Origin of the sequence: Swaminathania salitolerans, from assembly GCF_007988945.1 — a bacterium.
GTDB classification, from domain to species: Bacteria; Pseudomonadota; Alphaproteobacteria; order Acetobacterales; family Acetobacteraceae; genus Swaminathania; species Swaminathania salitolerans.
The window spans coordinates 71,960-86,903 of sequence record NZ_BJVC01000001.1; the positions used below are offsets into that span (position 1 = coordinate 71,960).

General features: G+C 62.8%; 11 protein-coding genes and 1 pseudogene. 5 read left to right on the forward strand and 7 right to left on the reverse strand.

Annotated elements, in window-relative coordinates; translation table 11 throughout:
- Nucleotides 1–49 precede the first annotated feature (49 nt).
- On the reverse strand, nt 50–619 hold the full coding sequence (locus tag SSA02_RS00325) for a hypothetical protein (protein WP_147091958.1): 570 nt from the start codon (nt 617–619) through the stop codon (nt 50–52).
- A 338-nt stretch (nt 620–957) separates the two neighbouring features.
- Between SSA02_RS00325 and SSA02_RS00330 the strand changes: the two genes are divergently transcribed.
- On the forward strand, nt 958–1,494 hold the full coding sequence (locus tag SSA02_RS00330) for a hypothetical protein (protein ID WP_371859166.1): 537 nt from the start codon (nt 958–960) through the stop codon (nt 1,492–1,494).
- Between the two features lie 137 nt (nt 1,495–1,631).
- Here the strand turns inward: SSA02_RS00330 and SSA02_RS00335 are convergent, their stop codons facing one another.
- On the reverse strand, nt 1,632–2,081 hold the full coding sequence (locus SSA02_RS00335; protein ID WP_147091960.1) for an RrF2 family transcriptional regulator: 450 nt from the start codon (nt 2,079–2,081) through the stop codon (nt 1,632–1,634).
- Nucleotides 2,082–2,194: 113 nt separating this feature from the next.
- On the opposite strand from SSA02_RS00335, the gene cysK reads away from it, so the two are divergent.
- The 4 genes and pseudogenes from cysK (at nt 2,195) to SSA02_RS00355 (ending at nt 7,240) form a co-directional block, all read left to right on the forward strand.
- On the forward strand, nt 2,195–3,196 hold the full coding sequence (gene cysK, locus SSA02_RS00340) for a cysteine synthase A (protein ID WP_147091961.1): 1,002 nt from the start codon (nt 2,195–2,197) through the stop codon (nt 3,194–3,196).
- 301 nt (nt 3,197–3,497) lie between these two features.
- Nucleotides 3,498–5,372 (forward strand): Hint domain-containing protein, encoded by a 1,875-nt coding sequence (locus tag SSA02_RS00345; protein WP_147091962.1) that lies wholly within the window; start codon nt 3,498–3,500, stop codon nt 5,370–5,372.
- Between the two features lie 175 nt (nt 5,373–5,547).
- Nucleotides 5,548–6,285, forward strand: a pseudogene (locus SSA02_RS00350) (transposase).
- A complete protein-coding gene (locus tag SSA02_RS00355) occupies nt 6,260–7,240 on the forward strand; it encodes a P63C domain-containing protein (protein ID WP_147091963.1) in 981 nt (326 codons plus the stop codon). The pseudogene SSA02_RS00350 and the gene SSA02_RS00355 overlap by 26 nt, the downstream one beginning before the upstream one ends.
- 152 nt (nt 7,241–7,392) lie before the next feature.
- On the opposite strand, the gene SSA02_RS00360 is transcribed toward SSA02_RS00355, so the two are convergent.
- The 5 genes from SSA02_RS00360 to dprA form a co-directional block, all read right to left on the reverse strand.
- Nucleotides 7,393–8,496 (reverse strand): OmpA family protein, encoded by a 1,104-nt coding sequence (locus SSA02_RS00360; RefSeq protein WP_147091964.1) that lies wholly within the window; start codon nt 8,494–8,496, stop codon nt 7,393–7,395.
- A gap of 338 nt (nt 8,497–8,834) precedes the next feature.
- A complete protein-coding gene (locus SSA02_RS00365) occupies nt 8,835–9,203 on the reverse strand; it encodes a DUF1491 family protein (RefSeq protein WP_246103526.1) in 369 nt (122 codons plus the stop codon).
- Complete coding sequence (locus SSA02_RS00370; protein ID WP_147091965.1) at nt 9,200–10,711, reverse strand: S41 family peptidase; 1,512 nt, start codon at nt 10,709–10,711, stop codon at nt 9,200–9,202. Before SSA02_RS00370 ends, SSA02_RS00365 begins: the two co-directional genes overlap by 4 nt.
- 214 nt (nt 10,712–10,925) lie before the next feature.
- Nucleotides 10,926–13,754 carry a type I DNA topoisomerase gene (topA, locus tag SSA02_RS00375; protein WP_147091966.1) on the reverse strand — a complete coding sequence of 943 codons (2,829 nt, stop codon included), beginning with the start codon at nt 13,752–13,754 and terminating at the stop codon, nt 10,926–10,928.
- A 40-nt stretch (nt 13,755–13,794) separates the two neighbouring features.
- Nucleotides 13,795–14,937 (reverse strand): DNA-processing protein DprA, encoded by a 1,143-nt coding sequence (gene dprA, locus SSA02_RS00380; protein WP_147091967.1) that lies wholly within the window; start codon nt 14,935–14,937, stop codon nt 13,795–13,797.
- Nucleotides 14,938–14,944 lie beyond the last annotated feature (7 nt).

The window sequence follows — 14,944 nt, forward strand, 5'->3', positions numbered from 1 at the left end:
GCCTCGCCGGGGCGCCGTCAAGCGCTCCGGGCAGGGTCGGGAGAAGAATTTAGGCGCGGGTCTTGCGATGACCGCGGCGCTTGGAGGATCCGTGGGTGCTCTTGCCGGAATCCGGTGCGGAGCAGGTCTCGAACGAGGCAGGCTGGATCACGTCCTTCGCATCGGCGTAATGGGCGAGATCGGCGCCGTCTTCCAGGGCGTCGACCTCGTCGAACATCGCGACGCGCTGCTGGCAGAAGATCGTTCCGGCCTTCAGCCCGCCTTCCGACTGCACATTGGCGAGCTGGGTGATGTAGTCGTCATGCGCTCTCTGGGCGCCGCGTCCATAGGCCGACTTGAAATAGGTGTTCAGACGCTCTTCCTCGGCGGTGAGCTTGGGGCGGAACTTCGCGACGAAGGCGTTGTAGCGTTCCTGGGCATTGCAGGAGAGTGCCGTCACCATCAGTTCGCTCTTCAGGCCCTGGACATTGAAGGCCTCATGCGCAGGCGACTCGCCGCAGCCGGCAGCACGGGCCGTGCCGGACGCGAGTCCGGACGCAAGCAGCGTGCTGGCGAACAGGCCACAGGCGGTCAGTCGCGCGAACGGGCGCAGGAAGCGTTGCCGGGCTGAAAACGACATCAGGGAACTCCACACGGGCAGGATTTACGACAGGGCGCGACACCGCACCGGAGCGCGCCGGCCGATGCCTGGAAAGCGACAGGACTATGGCAGCGCAATTGCGGCGAGAAAATGCCCTCGTGCAAGACCTCTCGTCGATTCTGCAAAAAAAAACCCATCTTCTCTTTTCTGCGTTCGAACTCTCATATTCCCCTTTCGGCCAGCTCCGGCTTGCGCTAGGGCCATGGGCGAATTCGTTTCCGGAGACAGTTTTCCGGGCCGGAATCGGCAAATGTCGGGCCTGCTGAAGCTTCGAGGCAGTATCGACTTTCGATGACATGTGATCAGTGGAGTTGATGGTGCGACTGCGTGGTTCTGCAATTACTCTCGTTTCGGCCCTGACCCTGGCGGCCTGTGCGCAAAAGCCTGTCGTGCAGCGTGTCATCCCGCCCAACCCGTTCGGCTATCAGAAGGTCTCCGCCGTCTGCAAGACGTCGCCCGTGAAGACCGCGCCCGACGGCAGCATGAGCGTCGACATGACCGTTCGAAGCGATGACGGGCTCTGTGCGCTTTCCGTCCAGAAACCCGGCAATACCAATTACCGTTCGTTCGGCGTCTCGCCCGCTCCGGCGCATGGCAAGGCGTTCCTCTACAATTACGACGACCACACCTACGTCACCTACACGCCGAGCACGGCCTATGCGGGCAAGGACAGCTTCACCGCGATCCTGATTCCCGGTGGCGCCGATCCGAGAGCGAAGCTGACGGTGAACGCGACCGTGGACGCGACGGGCGTCGTGGTCGCCCCCAAGCCCAAGCCCGCAGTGGTCGCGCCTGCGGCGAAGAAGCCCGTGGCAAGACACACCACCCGTCATCGCAAGAGCAGCAAGAAGTAAGACGCCAGAGCAGGGAGGCCAGAGCAGGGGGGCCAGAGCAGGGAAGGCGCCGGTAAAACCGGCTCTTTCATGCCGCCCCTGTCAGGAGCGCCTTTCCGGATGGTCGGCGTCCGGCCCTCCGACCGCCTCCTTCCCGGTCAGATCGAGAAGGAAATCGGCTCGTGTACCGGGCGACGCAGTCCGGCCGTTTCCGCGCGTCTCACCATCTCCTCCAGGGTGAGCGCGGCCATTTCGTTCCGGACGGACTCGTCCAGCACCTGCCAGCACGGCTCGATCACGGCGCGATACAGGGCACCCTGCGTTGCCTCTTCGCTGCCTGTTTCATCGGATATGACGACGCGGACGATCTCGTCGAGACCGATATCGCGTTGCGGACGACCGAGACGATATCCCCCTCTCGGCCCCCGGACGCTTTCGAGCAATCCCGAGCGCGACAGCGCCTGAAGCAGCGGCTCGATGCCGCGCCGTGCAAGGCCCGCCCTCTCGGCGATATCGCCGCCGCTCACGAGGCTCGAGCGTCCGGCGTGGAATGCGACATCGACCATGATGATCACGGCGATCATTGCCCTGTCCCGGCGGAGATACATGCAGTCCATTCCTCAATCACGTATTATGCGCAATATAGCAGTTAATGCCCGGAAATCACAGACCGGCATCGGGCGACACGGCGCGAGGCCGGCACGAAGCGGAGGACAACATCATGGGTACTGAAGCGGAGACGGACGGGCGAGGCGTCGATCCGTTGCGGTGCGCTGCGCCGCGTGGGCGGGTCTTCGGCTCCATTCTCGAGACGGTCGGCGGAACGCCTCTCGTGGCCGTGCCCCGGCTGACTGCTGCGGACGATCTCAGGGCCCGCCTTCTGCTCAAGCTCGAATTCTTCAATCCTCTCGGCTCGGTCAAGGATCGCATCGGTCTGGCCCTGATCCAGGAGGCGCAGGCGAGAGGCGAGATCGTTCCGGGAAAGACGATCCTGGTGGAACCGACATCGGGCAATACGGGCATATCCCTGGCCTTCGCTGCCGCTGCACTCGGATATCGCCTGATCGTGACGATGCCCGAGAGCGCCTCGATCGAGCGTCGCAAGATGCTGCGCCTCATGGATGCCCAGCTGGAGTTGACCCCTGCGGCGCGCGGCATGGCGGGCGCGATTCTCCGTGCCGAGGAGCTCGTCGCGTCCCTGCCCGATGCCTGGATGCCGAGCCAGTTCGACAATCCGGGCAATCCCGACATCCATGCCAGGACGACCGCAGAGGAAATATGGACCGATACGGGCGGCGAAGTGGATTTCGTGGTCGCGGGGCTCGGCACGGGGGGCACACTGACAGGAGTCGCAAGAACGCTCGGCGCGCGCAAACCATCCATGCAGTTCTGGGGGGTCGAACCGGCCGAGAGCGCGATCCTGACCGGAGACGATCCCGGGCCGCACGGAATCCAGGGAATCGGTCCCGGCTTCTGCCCCAACACGCTCGATACCTCTGTCCTGACCGGTGTCATACCGGTCTCGGAGCGCGATGCCATGGCCGCGGCCAGACGATGCGCGCGGATCGAGGGTATCCCCATCGGTATCTCTTCCGGTGCGGCACTGCATGCGGCTCTGACGCTCGCCCGACGCGAGGACCTTGCAGGCCGCACGATCGTATCGATCGTACCGTCCTTTGCCGAACGCTATCTCTCGACCTCTCTCTTCAACGGCCTGATCTGACATCCGCATGCGATCCGGCGGTTCCGGGGTGCAATACTCCGGCAGAGCGCCGGATTCCGAACGGGGTTTCGTGACGATTGACCCTTCCGTATCAATCCGCTGTTAACGGGTTGTCCGGATAATGAAGTCTCACGGAATACTCATGACGGACGCATTGTTTTAAGTAATCGTAAAACAATAAACGTTCCATGAACGCGCATGGTCCCGACAGACCCTGCACGATCGGAATCTGTCCTGTTCGAGAGTGTTTCCGCCTGGTGCAACCCGGTGCAATCGACCTCTCGACAGGGAAAAACATCATATGTCCTACCCGGAAATCCAGATCCGTCCCGGCAATCTCTGGGCGGACGGCAGTGTCGCCGAAGGGGAAACCAAGAAGATCATCGTGCAGGGGATCGACGATGACGGTTCCACGACCGATTCCCTCGGAGGAACGATCTGCAACCAGGATTATCCGACGCTTGCGGACGGGCCGATGGAAATCGGCGGTCATCTGATCATCGACAAGGATTATGCCAGATCCACCGTCTATTTCGGCACGGGCACCACCACGAGCGGCATATGGTGTCGGCCGATCATCGCAACGACCGGTGTTGTCGATATAACGGGAAGTGGCGCCTACGATATCTTCAACTATATCACCTTCCTGAACCAGACGCAGAATTCAGGAGTGATCAATGTTGCGGATATCACGATGTATTCGGGAAGTACGTTCAGCGAGATTACCGGACCCGGCACGCTCAACCTGAACAATGTCCGGCTCTCCGGCGATAACAACAATTACGTTCTGAGCACGATCGGACGCATCACGGGAGGGCAGGTTATCAACATGACCAATTCCGACCTGTCTCTCCTGAGCGAGCTGTCGGACGTGACCATTCACATGACCGGCGGCTCCAACTACCTCGCCCTGCGCAGTACGGCGACGATCCGCAATGTGACCGTGCGCGGCTTCGGCCGCGGCGATATCATCGATTTCGCGTCAGGGAGCGGCGCCGATTCCTGGCAGTACGATCCCGAAACCGGCGATCTGACCGTCAGCCGGGGCACGCAGAGCCATACGGTCAATATCGGTCTCGGATACGACCCCGAGAAATTCCAGTCCGTTCCGACCGGCTATCTCAGCAACCAGGGCATTACCTATCTCGATGCCACACCATGCTTTCTGTCCGGGAGCCTCATCGCGACGCCCGATGGCGCCGTCGCGATCGAATTGCTCGAACCGGGGGATCTCGTTCTGTGTCTCGAAGACGGGATGTTGTCCCCTCGTCCCGTCCAGTCCATCGAACGGGGGGTCATGCGCGTCCCGTCCGTCAGCACGCTCGGCGATGACGAGAGGGGATTCAGCGTCTGTATCGCAAGGGACGCGATCCGTCCGGGGGTGCCCTATCGGGATCTCCGGGTGACGGCCGAGCATTGCATGGCTCTGGACGGCGTGCTCGTGCCGGTCAGGATGCTCGTGAACGGTCGGACCATCCGCTACGATACGGAGCTTCTCGAATATCGCTACTTCCATCTGCGAATGGAAACCCATGCGCTCGTTCTGGCCAACGGGGTCCTGACCGAGACCTTTCTCGAGGAGGGACATCGTTCCGTCACGACGCAGAACGCGCGCCCCGGTCCGATCCGCCCTGTCCTGCCGATCGAGACGGGACGCGCGCGGGTCGAGCCCATCCACCGTCATCTTTCCGCCCGGGCGGAGGCGCTCGGTCATGACCCGGCCCCGGTGGAAGCTGTCGGCCCATGCAATTCCGGGGAAGTTCATCTCGTGGATTGCCGGGGGCGACGTTTCGATCCGATTCGCCGGAACGGCCATGTTCATGTCTTTCGCGTGCCCGGCAGCGCACGCAAGCTCCGTATTGCCTCGGCGGTGGCGCGGCCATGCGACACGATCGGCCCCTTCGTGGACGACCGGCGTTATCTCGGCGCGCTCATAGGTTCGATCAGCCTCTATGAAGCCGAGACCCTGCATGAGCAGGCCATCCATCTGGAAAACCGGGCGCTGGCGGGGTGGAGCGATCTCGACTCCCGGCACTGCCGCTGGACGAGAGGCGAAGCCGTTCTGCCTCTGCCTGCCGGGGACGCGACATCGCCGAGGGTTCTCGCCATCGAGATACTCGCTCAGGCCAGCCGGGGCGAAAGCGGCTGTAATCCCGATCCGCGACACGCGGCCTGACAGACAGGTTCCTTCTCTCTCCTCCCCGGGAAGCGTCTATCCGAAGGCAGCTCTCGCCGGGGGAGAAGAGGGACGAGGGAGAAGTGTCGGAAAAAAGATCTATATACCTAACTAGCCATACCTAACTAGCCTATTCTATCTTGAACCTGCAGAACTTATTGGCTAGCTATAATGCATGAGCGCGCAGTCCGACACCGTGAGCCTCGACCAGTTTTTCCAACGCTTCCCCGGCGAGGAAGCTGCTCGCAAGTATTTCGAGCGCAACCGTTGGGCAGGCGAAGTATCCTGCCCTCATTGCGGCGGCCTCTCGGTCGCCCCGGTGAAGAACGCAAGGCCAATGCCGTGGCGCTGCCGCGACTGTCGCCAGCATTTCAGCGTCCGCACCGGCACTGTATTAGCCGAGAGCCGCCTCCCTCTGCACAAGTGGCTCATGGCGATCTACATGATGACCACTGCGCTAAAGGGCATTCCTTCTTCACAGATGGCCCACGGACTGGGTATCACGCAAAAGACCGCATGGTTCCTCGCTCAGCGCATCCGAGAAACGTGGCTGGGCGGCAGCGGCAACAGCGATGACATGGGCTGCCATGTCCAAGTCGATGAGACCTATGTCGGCGGCAGCGCTCGCTACAAGCACATCCAAGTGAACCACACTGATGGCGAATACGTCCGCGACAGGGCGCATACGAGTGGTATCGAGAGCTTCTGAGCGCTGCTTAAGCGTGGCCACTACGGCATCTATCACTACATGTCGGCGAAGCACCTGCACCGCTAGGTCGACGAAGTTTCGTTCCACCATAACACTGCACGAAGTGGGGCAATAGCGTTCATCGACGCAACGATCAACAAAATGATCGGGAAGCGCCTCACATACAAGGAACCGACCCATGCCCAAGAAGGAAAAACTGATTGAGCCGATCGACGCCGACTTCGACGCTGTTGCGAAGGCAGTGGTCGCATCTGCAGGTAATGACAGCGAGGTCGATGGACCAGGCAAAGGCAATCGCGAGGTAGCCGACGAGAGTCTGCCGCTTGCCAAATGGCGTGGAACAATCGACCTTGGTGGCAACGAACTGGATTGTTACGTTCTCGGAGACGGCAGGCGCGTTTTATCATCGGGATCAACGACCAAGGCAATCGCCGAGGTTGAACGCGGTAGCCTGCAGGATTACATCGGACAGAAGACGCTTAATCCATTCATCAACGTCGATAAAATCCTGCAGGAAACCTTTCGCTTTCGTATACCGGGGACGCAATGGCCCGGCCTTGGCATCACCACTGAGCATTTTGAACTGATATGCAGGGGCTATGTTCAGGCGTTATATGAAGGCGCGCCGCTAACTGACCGTCAGCGACAGATGGCTATCCGGTGCGCCGTCCTTACGGCAGGTTTGACGCGAACCGGTCTTGATGCGTTGGTCGATGAAGCGACGGGCTATCAATACGAGCGGGCGGATGATGCGCTGCAGGTGAAGTTACGTGCGTTCATTGCGGACGAACTGCGCGATTGGGAAAAAACTTTTCCTGACGAGCTATGGGAGGAATTTGGGCGCCTGACAAACTGGAAGGGCTCTCTCCATTCCCGCCCCAAATGGTGGGGCAAGATGGTTATCGAGTTGATCTATGACACCCTCGATCCCGATGTCGCGGCCTACCTGAAGGCGAATAAGCCAAAGCAAGGCGAGCACTGGCACCGGCAGCTGTCCGAGAATCTGGGCGTGCGACAACTCGTCTCTCGCTGCTATGAGGTCATAGGAATGGCAAAGACATGCCATGATATGCGCGAGTTGCGCGACAAAGTCGCGGAGCATTATGGAAACCATACAGTCCAATTTACGCTCTCACTTCCTAAACCCAAGCAGACTTAAGAGGAGGTGCTTAGGTCCCGCCTACCTCCTAGCTAGCTACGTATGTAGATCCCAAAAAAAGGGGCGCGCAGCGTATGGCGCGCCCCGATCGTCCCGCCGGGAAGAACCCGGCAGGACGATTTTCAGCCCAGGACGATCTAGTCCAGGATGATCTAGCGCAAAATGATCTCGACGCGGCGGTTCTGCGGTTCGCGCGTGTTCGCCGCCGTCTGGACGAGCGGGTTGCTTTCGCCAAATCCCCTGGTGGCGATGACCCCGCCCGGCACGCCGTCACGGATCAGCTCGGCGCGCACCGCATCGGCCCGCCTGAGAGAAAGCTTCATGTTATAGGCCGCACCGCGTGGGCCGGGATGGGCCGCGCTGTTGTCGGTATAACCGTTGACCTCGATCCGCGTGAGCTGGGTCCGGGTGGAGTTCTGGGCAGCCGTGCCGATGATCGCGCGTGCCCTGTCCGTCAGATCCGCGCGATCCCAGTCGAAGAACACGAGATAGCTGCGCGCGGGTGCGGGAGCAGGGGCCGGCATGACCGGGGCTGGCGGCGGCGGCGGCGGCGCAGGATTGAATTCGTAACGCAGCCCCAGAAGCAGGGAGTGGTTGAAATCGTTCCGGGTGACCCGGTTGCCTTCCATCGCGCCCGCGGGTCGCGGTGCGTCATAGCCGCCGATGCTGCCCGAGCCGGTCGCATAATGTCCGTTCGGGCCAAGCATCGAATAGAATCGGTACTCGGTCGTGAAGGACAGGCCAACGGCGAAGGGAACGGGGAAGGAGAGGCCGAAAATGCCCTGATAGGCGAAATTGCCGGTCGTCCCGGTGATGTTCTGGTTGAGATAGTTGTTCGGTGCGCGCACCGACGCCTTCATGTGCTGCCAGCCATAGCCGACACCGGCGCCGAAATAGGGATAGACCCAGTTCGCGCCGATATCCATGTCGAACAGGGCGTTGACCATCACGCCGTATTGCTGCTGCCGACCGCCTACCGATGAGGGGAAATAGCTGGATTTGAACTGCTGCAACCGGTTGTTGCGATAGTTGCCTTCCACCTCGACGCGGAAGCCGTTCCCGAGCCCCCAGCCGACGGAGCCGAGCCCCGTCACGCCGGCATCGTAATGGTCCTTGCCGCTGGGCAGAACCGGCGAGAGACGCACGGTCTGATCCTGATTGAAGCTGGCGCCGCCGGAACCGGCCACATACAGCCCCTTGACCACCTGCGCATGGGCGGCCGATCCTGAAAATCCCAGTCCGGCCAGGGCCGTCATGCAGCATACGGTCCTGCGGTAGCGCCGGGAGAAAAGTCCGACTGCGCGCGGGACATCGGAAAACGGGCGGCAAACGGTTTCACCGCGCGTTCGGTGTTCCAGCGTCATATCGTCTTCTCCATCCTTTTCACGCGGCAGACTGAGAGGGGGCCGTCTTGCGGTCCGTCCGCAGCGATCTGAATGCCGTCTTTTCGCCGAACTGTCATCCCTGTGCAACGCATGTTTCCCCGATGGGTGCGTTTGCAGGAATGACGCATTCTTTCTTCCTGTCACGACTGTGGGAACGCTGCAACAGTCGCGGCGATCCGGTGACGTCCCGGGCCGGTGCAAAAGCAGGCTCAGCCGGTGCGTCCCGGCAGATCCCGTTCGATCGGATCGTCGATCCGGTCCATCGTGAACTCGAGAATCCACAGATCCGGATCGTATCGTTTCTGTCGGTCGAGATAGGCACCGAGCGCCTCCTCGGAGTCCATGGCGATGCGATCCCATCCCGCACCCAGTGCCGCCTCCCGCAGCACGGCGTGCCGTCCCGTACGGTCGAGCAGGACGATGAGCAGGGCGCCCGCATCCTCATCCCCCTTGCGTATCAGCATGGCGGATCCTCCCCGGGATTCGAGGCCGCGCATCAGCGCGCGGGCCCAGATGCCGGTGCGCAGCCTTGCCGTCCTGATCGCTTCTCGCATCGTCTCGCTGTCGGAGGGGCTCACGGGGCAGGGTCATCCATATCGTCTGGAATGGCAGCGAGGGCGGCCTTGTAGCTTTCGGGGCGCTCGAGGATCAGGGCCGCGGTGTCGAGATCGGCATCGGTGCCCAGAGCCGCCGGGCAATGGCGTCTTATATCCAGGATCCGGGAGACACTCACCGGAAAACGCAGGGCCCGGCTTGCAAGCACGGTCGGAGCGTCCAGGAGCTTTCCCTGCCCGAGCGAGGCGAGTTGCTGCTCGAGCGCCTGTCCCCCGCGGGAGGTGCAGATCTGCGGCGTGACGCCCAGACCCTGGAGCGGCCATCCGAGCGGCGCGAGCACGCGGCTCCAGGTCACGAAGAGCTCGCCCCCGTCCGGCATCTGACCGACGGCCTGCACGAGACCCTTTCCGAGCGTCGAGCTGCCGATCACCACGGCCCGCCTGTGATCGGCGAGGGCGGCAGCCATGATTTCGGCTGCGCTCGCGGTGCGACCGTCGACGAGAGCCACGATGGGAAGACCGTGGGTCATATCGCCGCCCTGCACGGCCCAGATGTGATTCGATTTCGGATCCCGACCTTTCGTCACGACCGCAATGCCGCGATCGAGCACGAGTGCCGAGGCCGTCACCGCCTGTTGCAGAACGCCCCCGCGATCGCCTCTGAGATCGAGAATCAGTCCTGCAAGTTTCTGGTCCTGCAAGGCCTGGTCGATGTTCTGGCTCAGCTCCTCGGCCGTGTCGGATGAGAAGGAGGCGATGCGCAGAACGACGACATGCCCGTGCATGTAGCTGAAGACGGTCTGCGGCGGAACGACTTCACGGCGCAGGCGCATGATCGCGCCATGCCGTCCCGGATCGGCGAGAAGCAGGCGGATCCTGCTGCCATCCTCGCCTTTCAGCCAGGTTTCGACCGTCGCGGGGTCCTGGTTGCGGGTCGAGCGTCCGTCGACCGCAAGAAGCCTCTGTCCGATATTGGCGCCGGCAGCCCAGGCCGGGCCATTGGCATTGATGGCGGAAATGACGAGCGCGCTGCCCTCACGCGAGAGGGAAAGCCCGACCCCGGCTTCCGCGCCCGACCGGTTGGCGCGGTCGTTGCCCGCGGGCGCAGGACCGACATAGCGCGAATAGGGATCGAGATGGTTGAACAGCTCGTCGAAGAAACTCTGAAGCAGCGCGTCATGCCCCGCATTGCGCAGGGCGGGGGAGGCATCCCACGCCGCTTTCATGGCGGAGACGATGACCCGGACCCAGCCCGTCATGTCGTTTTCGGGCGGCTCGCCGAGTTCCAGCAGCACGTTCTGACCGATCATCAGACGCAGCCGGGCGGGTTTTCCGGCGGGCTGGGGCGGTTCGATCGTCGAGATGGACGGGTCGATCGCTGTCAGCCCGTCAAGGCCCCACAGGCTGTAGGTGCGGCTCGAATGCGCTTCGAGCGTGCGGGGCGAGAGAAAGCGCAAGGCGCTCGACAGGACGCCGGTCAGGAGACCGGTATCGAGGCGTGCGGGTTCCGCGGCCCGGGCCGGTCCCGCCATCAGGGTCAGGAGAACCAGACACAGCGCGCCCAGAAATCTCTCGGACCGCGTCTCAGACAGGAAAGGAACGTGTTTCAGAACCAGAGACCTCGACCAACAGGAAAGGAGCGCTCCTTTCCCCGATCGCCTTAGCGACCGTCTTGCGTCCGCGAAAGGGAGCCTAGCAGCCGCCGCGATGTTTTGGCCACGGTCTGTGACCGGAAAAGCGCAAGCGTCACGATCCGCTTTCGCTTTCCGGCTCGGCCGACGCGTCCCTGGAGGAAGCGGAGGTCTTGCGCGGCGTGCGTTTCGCGGGGGCTTCTCCCGTATCCTTCTTCGCTGCCGTTTTCTTCCCCGTCGCTATCGCGGCTGTCTTTCCGGTCGTTTTCGCGCTTGCCTTCGTGGTTGTCTTCGCGCTCGTCTTCCCGGCGGCTTTCTTCGCAGGCGCCTTGCGCTTTGCCGCGGCTCCGGCCTTTTCCGACGGGCCTGTCTCGTCTCCGGTGCTGGCGGAGGTTTTCGACGCAGCCTTGGCCGTTGTCTTGCGGGTCGTCTTACCCTTCGATTTGAGCGGTTTCCCCTTCTCGTTCAGGAGAGAGACGGCCTCTTCGAGCGTCACCTCGTCCATCTCCTGTCCCTTGGGGAGATTTGCGATCATCTGGCCATGCTGCACATAGGGACCGAACCGCCCCTTGCGGACCATTACGGCCTCCTTGTCCTTGGGATGGGCACCGAGATTGCGAATTGAGGCGAGCTTCTTGGCGAGCGAATCGACGGCGCGATTGAGCCCGACGGTCAGCACGTCATCATCGGCATCGAGCGTGCCGAAGATCGCGCCCATTTTCACATAGGGACCGAAGCGACCCAGACCTGCCTCGATCATTTCCCCCGTTTCGGGATGCGGTCCGAGCTTGCGGGGGAGGGAGAGCAGACCGAGCGCCTGGTCCAGGGTCAGCTTGTCGCCTTCCAGTCCTTTCGGAATGGTGGTGCGCTTGGGCTTGATCTTCTTGTTCTCGGGATCGGCCTCGCCGCGCTGGATATAGAGCCCGTAAGGCCCGCGCCTGACCGTGACCTCCTCTCCCGTCGCGGGATCCTGACCGAGCGTTTTCATGCCTTCCTTGAGGGTTTCCCCCTCGGCGCCATCCTCGGCAACGAGTCGTCGGGTGAACTGGCAGGACGGATAGTTCGAGCAACCGATGAAGGCGCCGAACTTGCCGAGGCGCAGCCCCAGACGCCCGGTTCCGCAGGCCGTGCACTGTCGCGGATCGCCGCCATCCTCCCGCGCGGGGAAGAAATGCGAGCCGAGATCCTCGTCCAGCGCGTCGATCACGTCCGAGATCTTGAGATCCTTCGTCTGGGCGACGGCGTTCGAGAAATCGCGCCAGAAAGCGGCCATGACGTCGTGCCAGTCGGCCCGCCCGTCAGAGATATCGTCGAGCTGCTCCTCCAGCGTCGCCGTGAAATCGGTATCGACATACCGTTCGAAGAAGGAGGTCAGAAACGCCGTGACCAGACGACCGCGATCCTCGGGGATGAAGCGACGGGAATCGAGCCGGACATAGTTCCGCTCCCGCAGCACGCCGAGGATGGAGGCATAGGTCGAGGGGCGACCGATCCCGATCTCTTCCATGCGCTTGACGAGGCTCGCCTCGGAATAACGCGGCGGAGGCTGGGTGAAGTGCTGGGTTGCCTCGGCCCCTTTCCCGTGCAGCGCTTCTCCCTCCTTCATGGCAGGCAGCATCCGGCTCTCGTCGTCATCCGCCTTCGAATCGTCCCGGCCTTCGCTGTAGAGCCGGAGAAAGCCGTCAAAGGCGATGATGGAGCCGTTTGCACGCAACACCGTGCGGTTGGAGGGCTCGGAGATATCCACCACGACCTGATCGAGCTCGGCCGATTGCATCTGGGAGGCGACGGCGCGTTTCCAGATCAGATCGTAGAGACGGAGCTGCTCGCCGGAAAGATGGCGTGCCATCGCCTCCGGCGTCCGCGTCACATCGGTCGGGCGGATCGCCTCATGGGCTTCCTGCGCATTCTTCGCCTTGCTGGAATAGGCGCGCGGCTTGTCCGGAAGATAGGCCGCGCCGTAGCTTTCGGAGATCATGCCCCGGATGGCGCCGATCGCTTCGGCCGCCATGGTCACGCCATCCGTACGCATATAGGTGATGAGACCCACGGTCTCGCCACCCAGATCCACGCCTTCATAGAGCTGCTGGGCCGTACGCATGGTGGTCTGGGCGCTCATACCGATCTTGCGCGAGGCTTCCTGCTGGAGCGTCGAGGTCGTGAATGGCGCGGACGGGTTGCGTCTTGCCTTTCTGCGCTCGACCGAGCGCACCGAGAATCGCGTGGCGGCAACAAGGTCGCGCGCAGCATGGGCCTTTTCCTCGGTATCGAGGTCGAACTGCTCGAGCTTGCGCCCCTCGAGATGCGTCAGACGTGCCGAAAAAGCCGCATCGGCCCCGGTTGCGAACGCGCCGGCGACCGACCAGTACTCGCGACTCCTGAAGACCTCGATCTCGGCCTCGCGCTCGCAGATCAGACGCAGCGCGACGGACTGGACGCGGCCGGCACTGCGGCTGCCGGGCAGCTTGCGCCACAGAACGGGGGAGAGCGTGAACCCGACCAGATAATCCAGTGCGCGCCGTGCCATATAGGCGTCGATCAGCGGCTGATCCAGCGCGCGCGGGTTGGCCATGGCCGTCTGTACGGCGGATTTGGTGATTTCGTTGAAGGTGACACGCTGCACGGTCTTGCCGCGCAGGAGGTTCTTTTCCTCCAGAGCGGCGCGGACATGCCAGGAAATCGCTTCGCCCTCGCGATCCGGATCTGTCGCCAGATAGAGGGTCGATGCCGATTTCACTGCCTTGGCGATGGTCGCCATCTGTCGGGCGCCGCGTTCGTCGGTCTGCCAGTCCATGGCGAAGTTCTCGTCCGGTCGGACGCTGCCATCCTTCGGCGGCAGATCGCGGACATGGCCGAAGGATGCCAGAACGATGAAATTATCGCCCAGATATTTGTTGATGGTCTTTGCCTTCGCCGGGCTTTCGACCACTACGACATCAGTCATCTCTACTCCAGATCCGCTCCGGCCTGTTCGGATACCGGGGTCAGGCAGCGCGTACGACCTGCCCCCCGGGAAGAAAGGTTGCCACGCCGCCCAGTTCCAGTTCGGACAGGGCAGACAGCACCAAGGATACCGAGAACTGGCAGCGTGCCACGATATCGTCAACTGGCATCGGGGTCGGGGAGAGAAGTTCGCGGATATGCGCGATGATCTCTCCGGGGGGAATCTCGGGGGCGAAAACGAGCGCGGGCGGCTCCGCCAGCCCGGGAAGTCGCGTCTGTCCCGCAAAAGCGGGGTGACGATTTTCCGATCCGATCTGGGCCAGAACGTCCTGAACGGTCTCGGTCAGAATCGCACCCTGGCGAATCAGGTCGTTCCCGCCGCGCGAACGCGGGTCGAGCGGAGATCCGGGCACGGCAAAGACATCGCGTCCGTAATCCAGCGCCAGCCGCGCGGTGATAAGCGTGCCCGAGCGCAAGGCGGCCTCGATCAGGATCACGCCGAGGGAAAGCCCGGCGATCAGCCTGTTGCGGCGAGGGAAATGACTGCTCTGCGGAACGGTGCCGAGCGGTGCCTCGGTGATCAGGCAGCCGCGCTCGGCAACGGCGTGATAGAGCGCCTCGTTCTCGGGGGGATAGAAGCAGTCGAGTCCCCCTGCCGCTGCACCGATCGTCATGCCGGGATGAAGTGCCGCCCTGTGCGCGACCGAGTCGATGCCGCGCGCAAGGCCCGAGACGATCACGCAGCCTTCGAGGGCGAGGCTTCCGCTCAGGCTCTCGGCGATACGCAAACCGCCTGCCGAGGCATTGCGCGCACCCACGATTCCGATACTGCGGCGGGAGAGGAGGGAAACATCTCCCTTCACACCGAGCACAGGCGGCGCATCGGGCACCCGGGCGAGAAGAGCCGGATAATCCGGATCTCCCAGAACGAGGAGACGCCCACCCATGCGATGCAGGGCATCCTGTTCGCGCTCGATCGCGTCGCGATCCGGAATGGCGATCCGGCCCCGCCGCCCGGCCCGTTGCAATCTCGCGGGCAGGGCAGCCAGCGCAGAGGCTGCCGAGCCGTGCTCGCGCATCAGACGACGGAAATTGACCGGTCCGATACCCTCCGTCCGGGCGAGACGAATGACATCCAGGCGCTCGGTCCCTTCCATGGCGGAGGGGGTGGGGGCAGGGACCATGCGTGCC

What these genes read in the sequence shown, in the direction of transcription:
- SSA02_RS00325 (WP_147091958.1), bottom strand. Translation starts at nt 619, where the DNA reads ATGTCGTTTTCAGCCCGGCAACGCTTCCTGCGCCCGTTCGCGCGACTG.
- SSA02_RS00335 (WP_147091960.1), bottom strand. Translation starts at nt 2,081, where the DNA reads ATGTATCTCCGCCGGGACAGGGCAATGATCGCCGTGATCATCATGGTC.
- cysK (WP_147091961.1), top strand. Translation starts at nt 2,195, where the DNA reads ATGGGTACTGAAGCGGAGACGGACGGGCGAGGCGTCGATCCGTTGCGG.
- SSA02_RS00345 (WP_147091962.1), top strand. Translation starts at nt 3,498, where the DNA reads ATGTCCTACCCGGAAATCCAGATCCGTCCCGGCAATCTCTGGGCGGAC.
- SSA02_RS00355 (WP_147091963.1), top strand. Translation starts at nt 6,260, where the DNA reads ATGCCCAAGAAGGAAAAACTGATTGAGCCGATCGACGCCGACTTCGAC.
- SSA02_RS00360 (WP_147091964.1), bottom strand. Translation starts at nt 8,496, where the DNA reads ATGACGGCCCTGGCCGGACTGGGATTTTCAGGATCGGCCGCCCATGCG.
- SSA02_RS00370 (WP_147091965.1), bottom strand. Translation starts at nt 10,711, where the DNA reads ATGGCGGGACCGGCCCGGGCCGCGGAACCCGCACGCCTCGATACCGGT.
- topA (WP_147091966.1), bottom strand. Translation starts at nt 13,754, where the DNA reads ATGACTGATGTCGTAGTGGTCGAAAGCCCGGCGAAGGCAAAGACCATC.
- dprA (WP_147091967.1), bottom strand. Translation starts at nt 14,937, where the DNA reads ATGGTCCCTGCCCCCACCCCCTCCGCCATGGAAGGGACCGAGCGCCTG.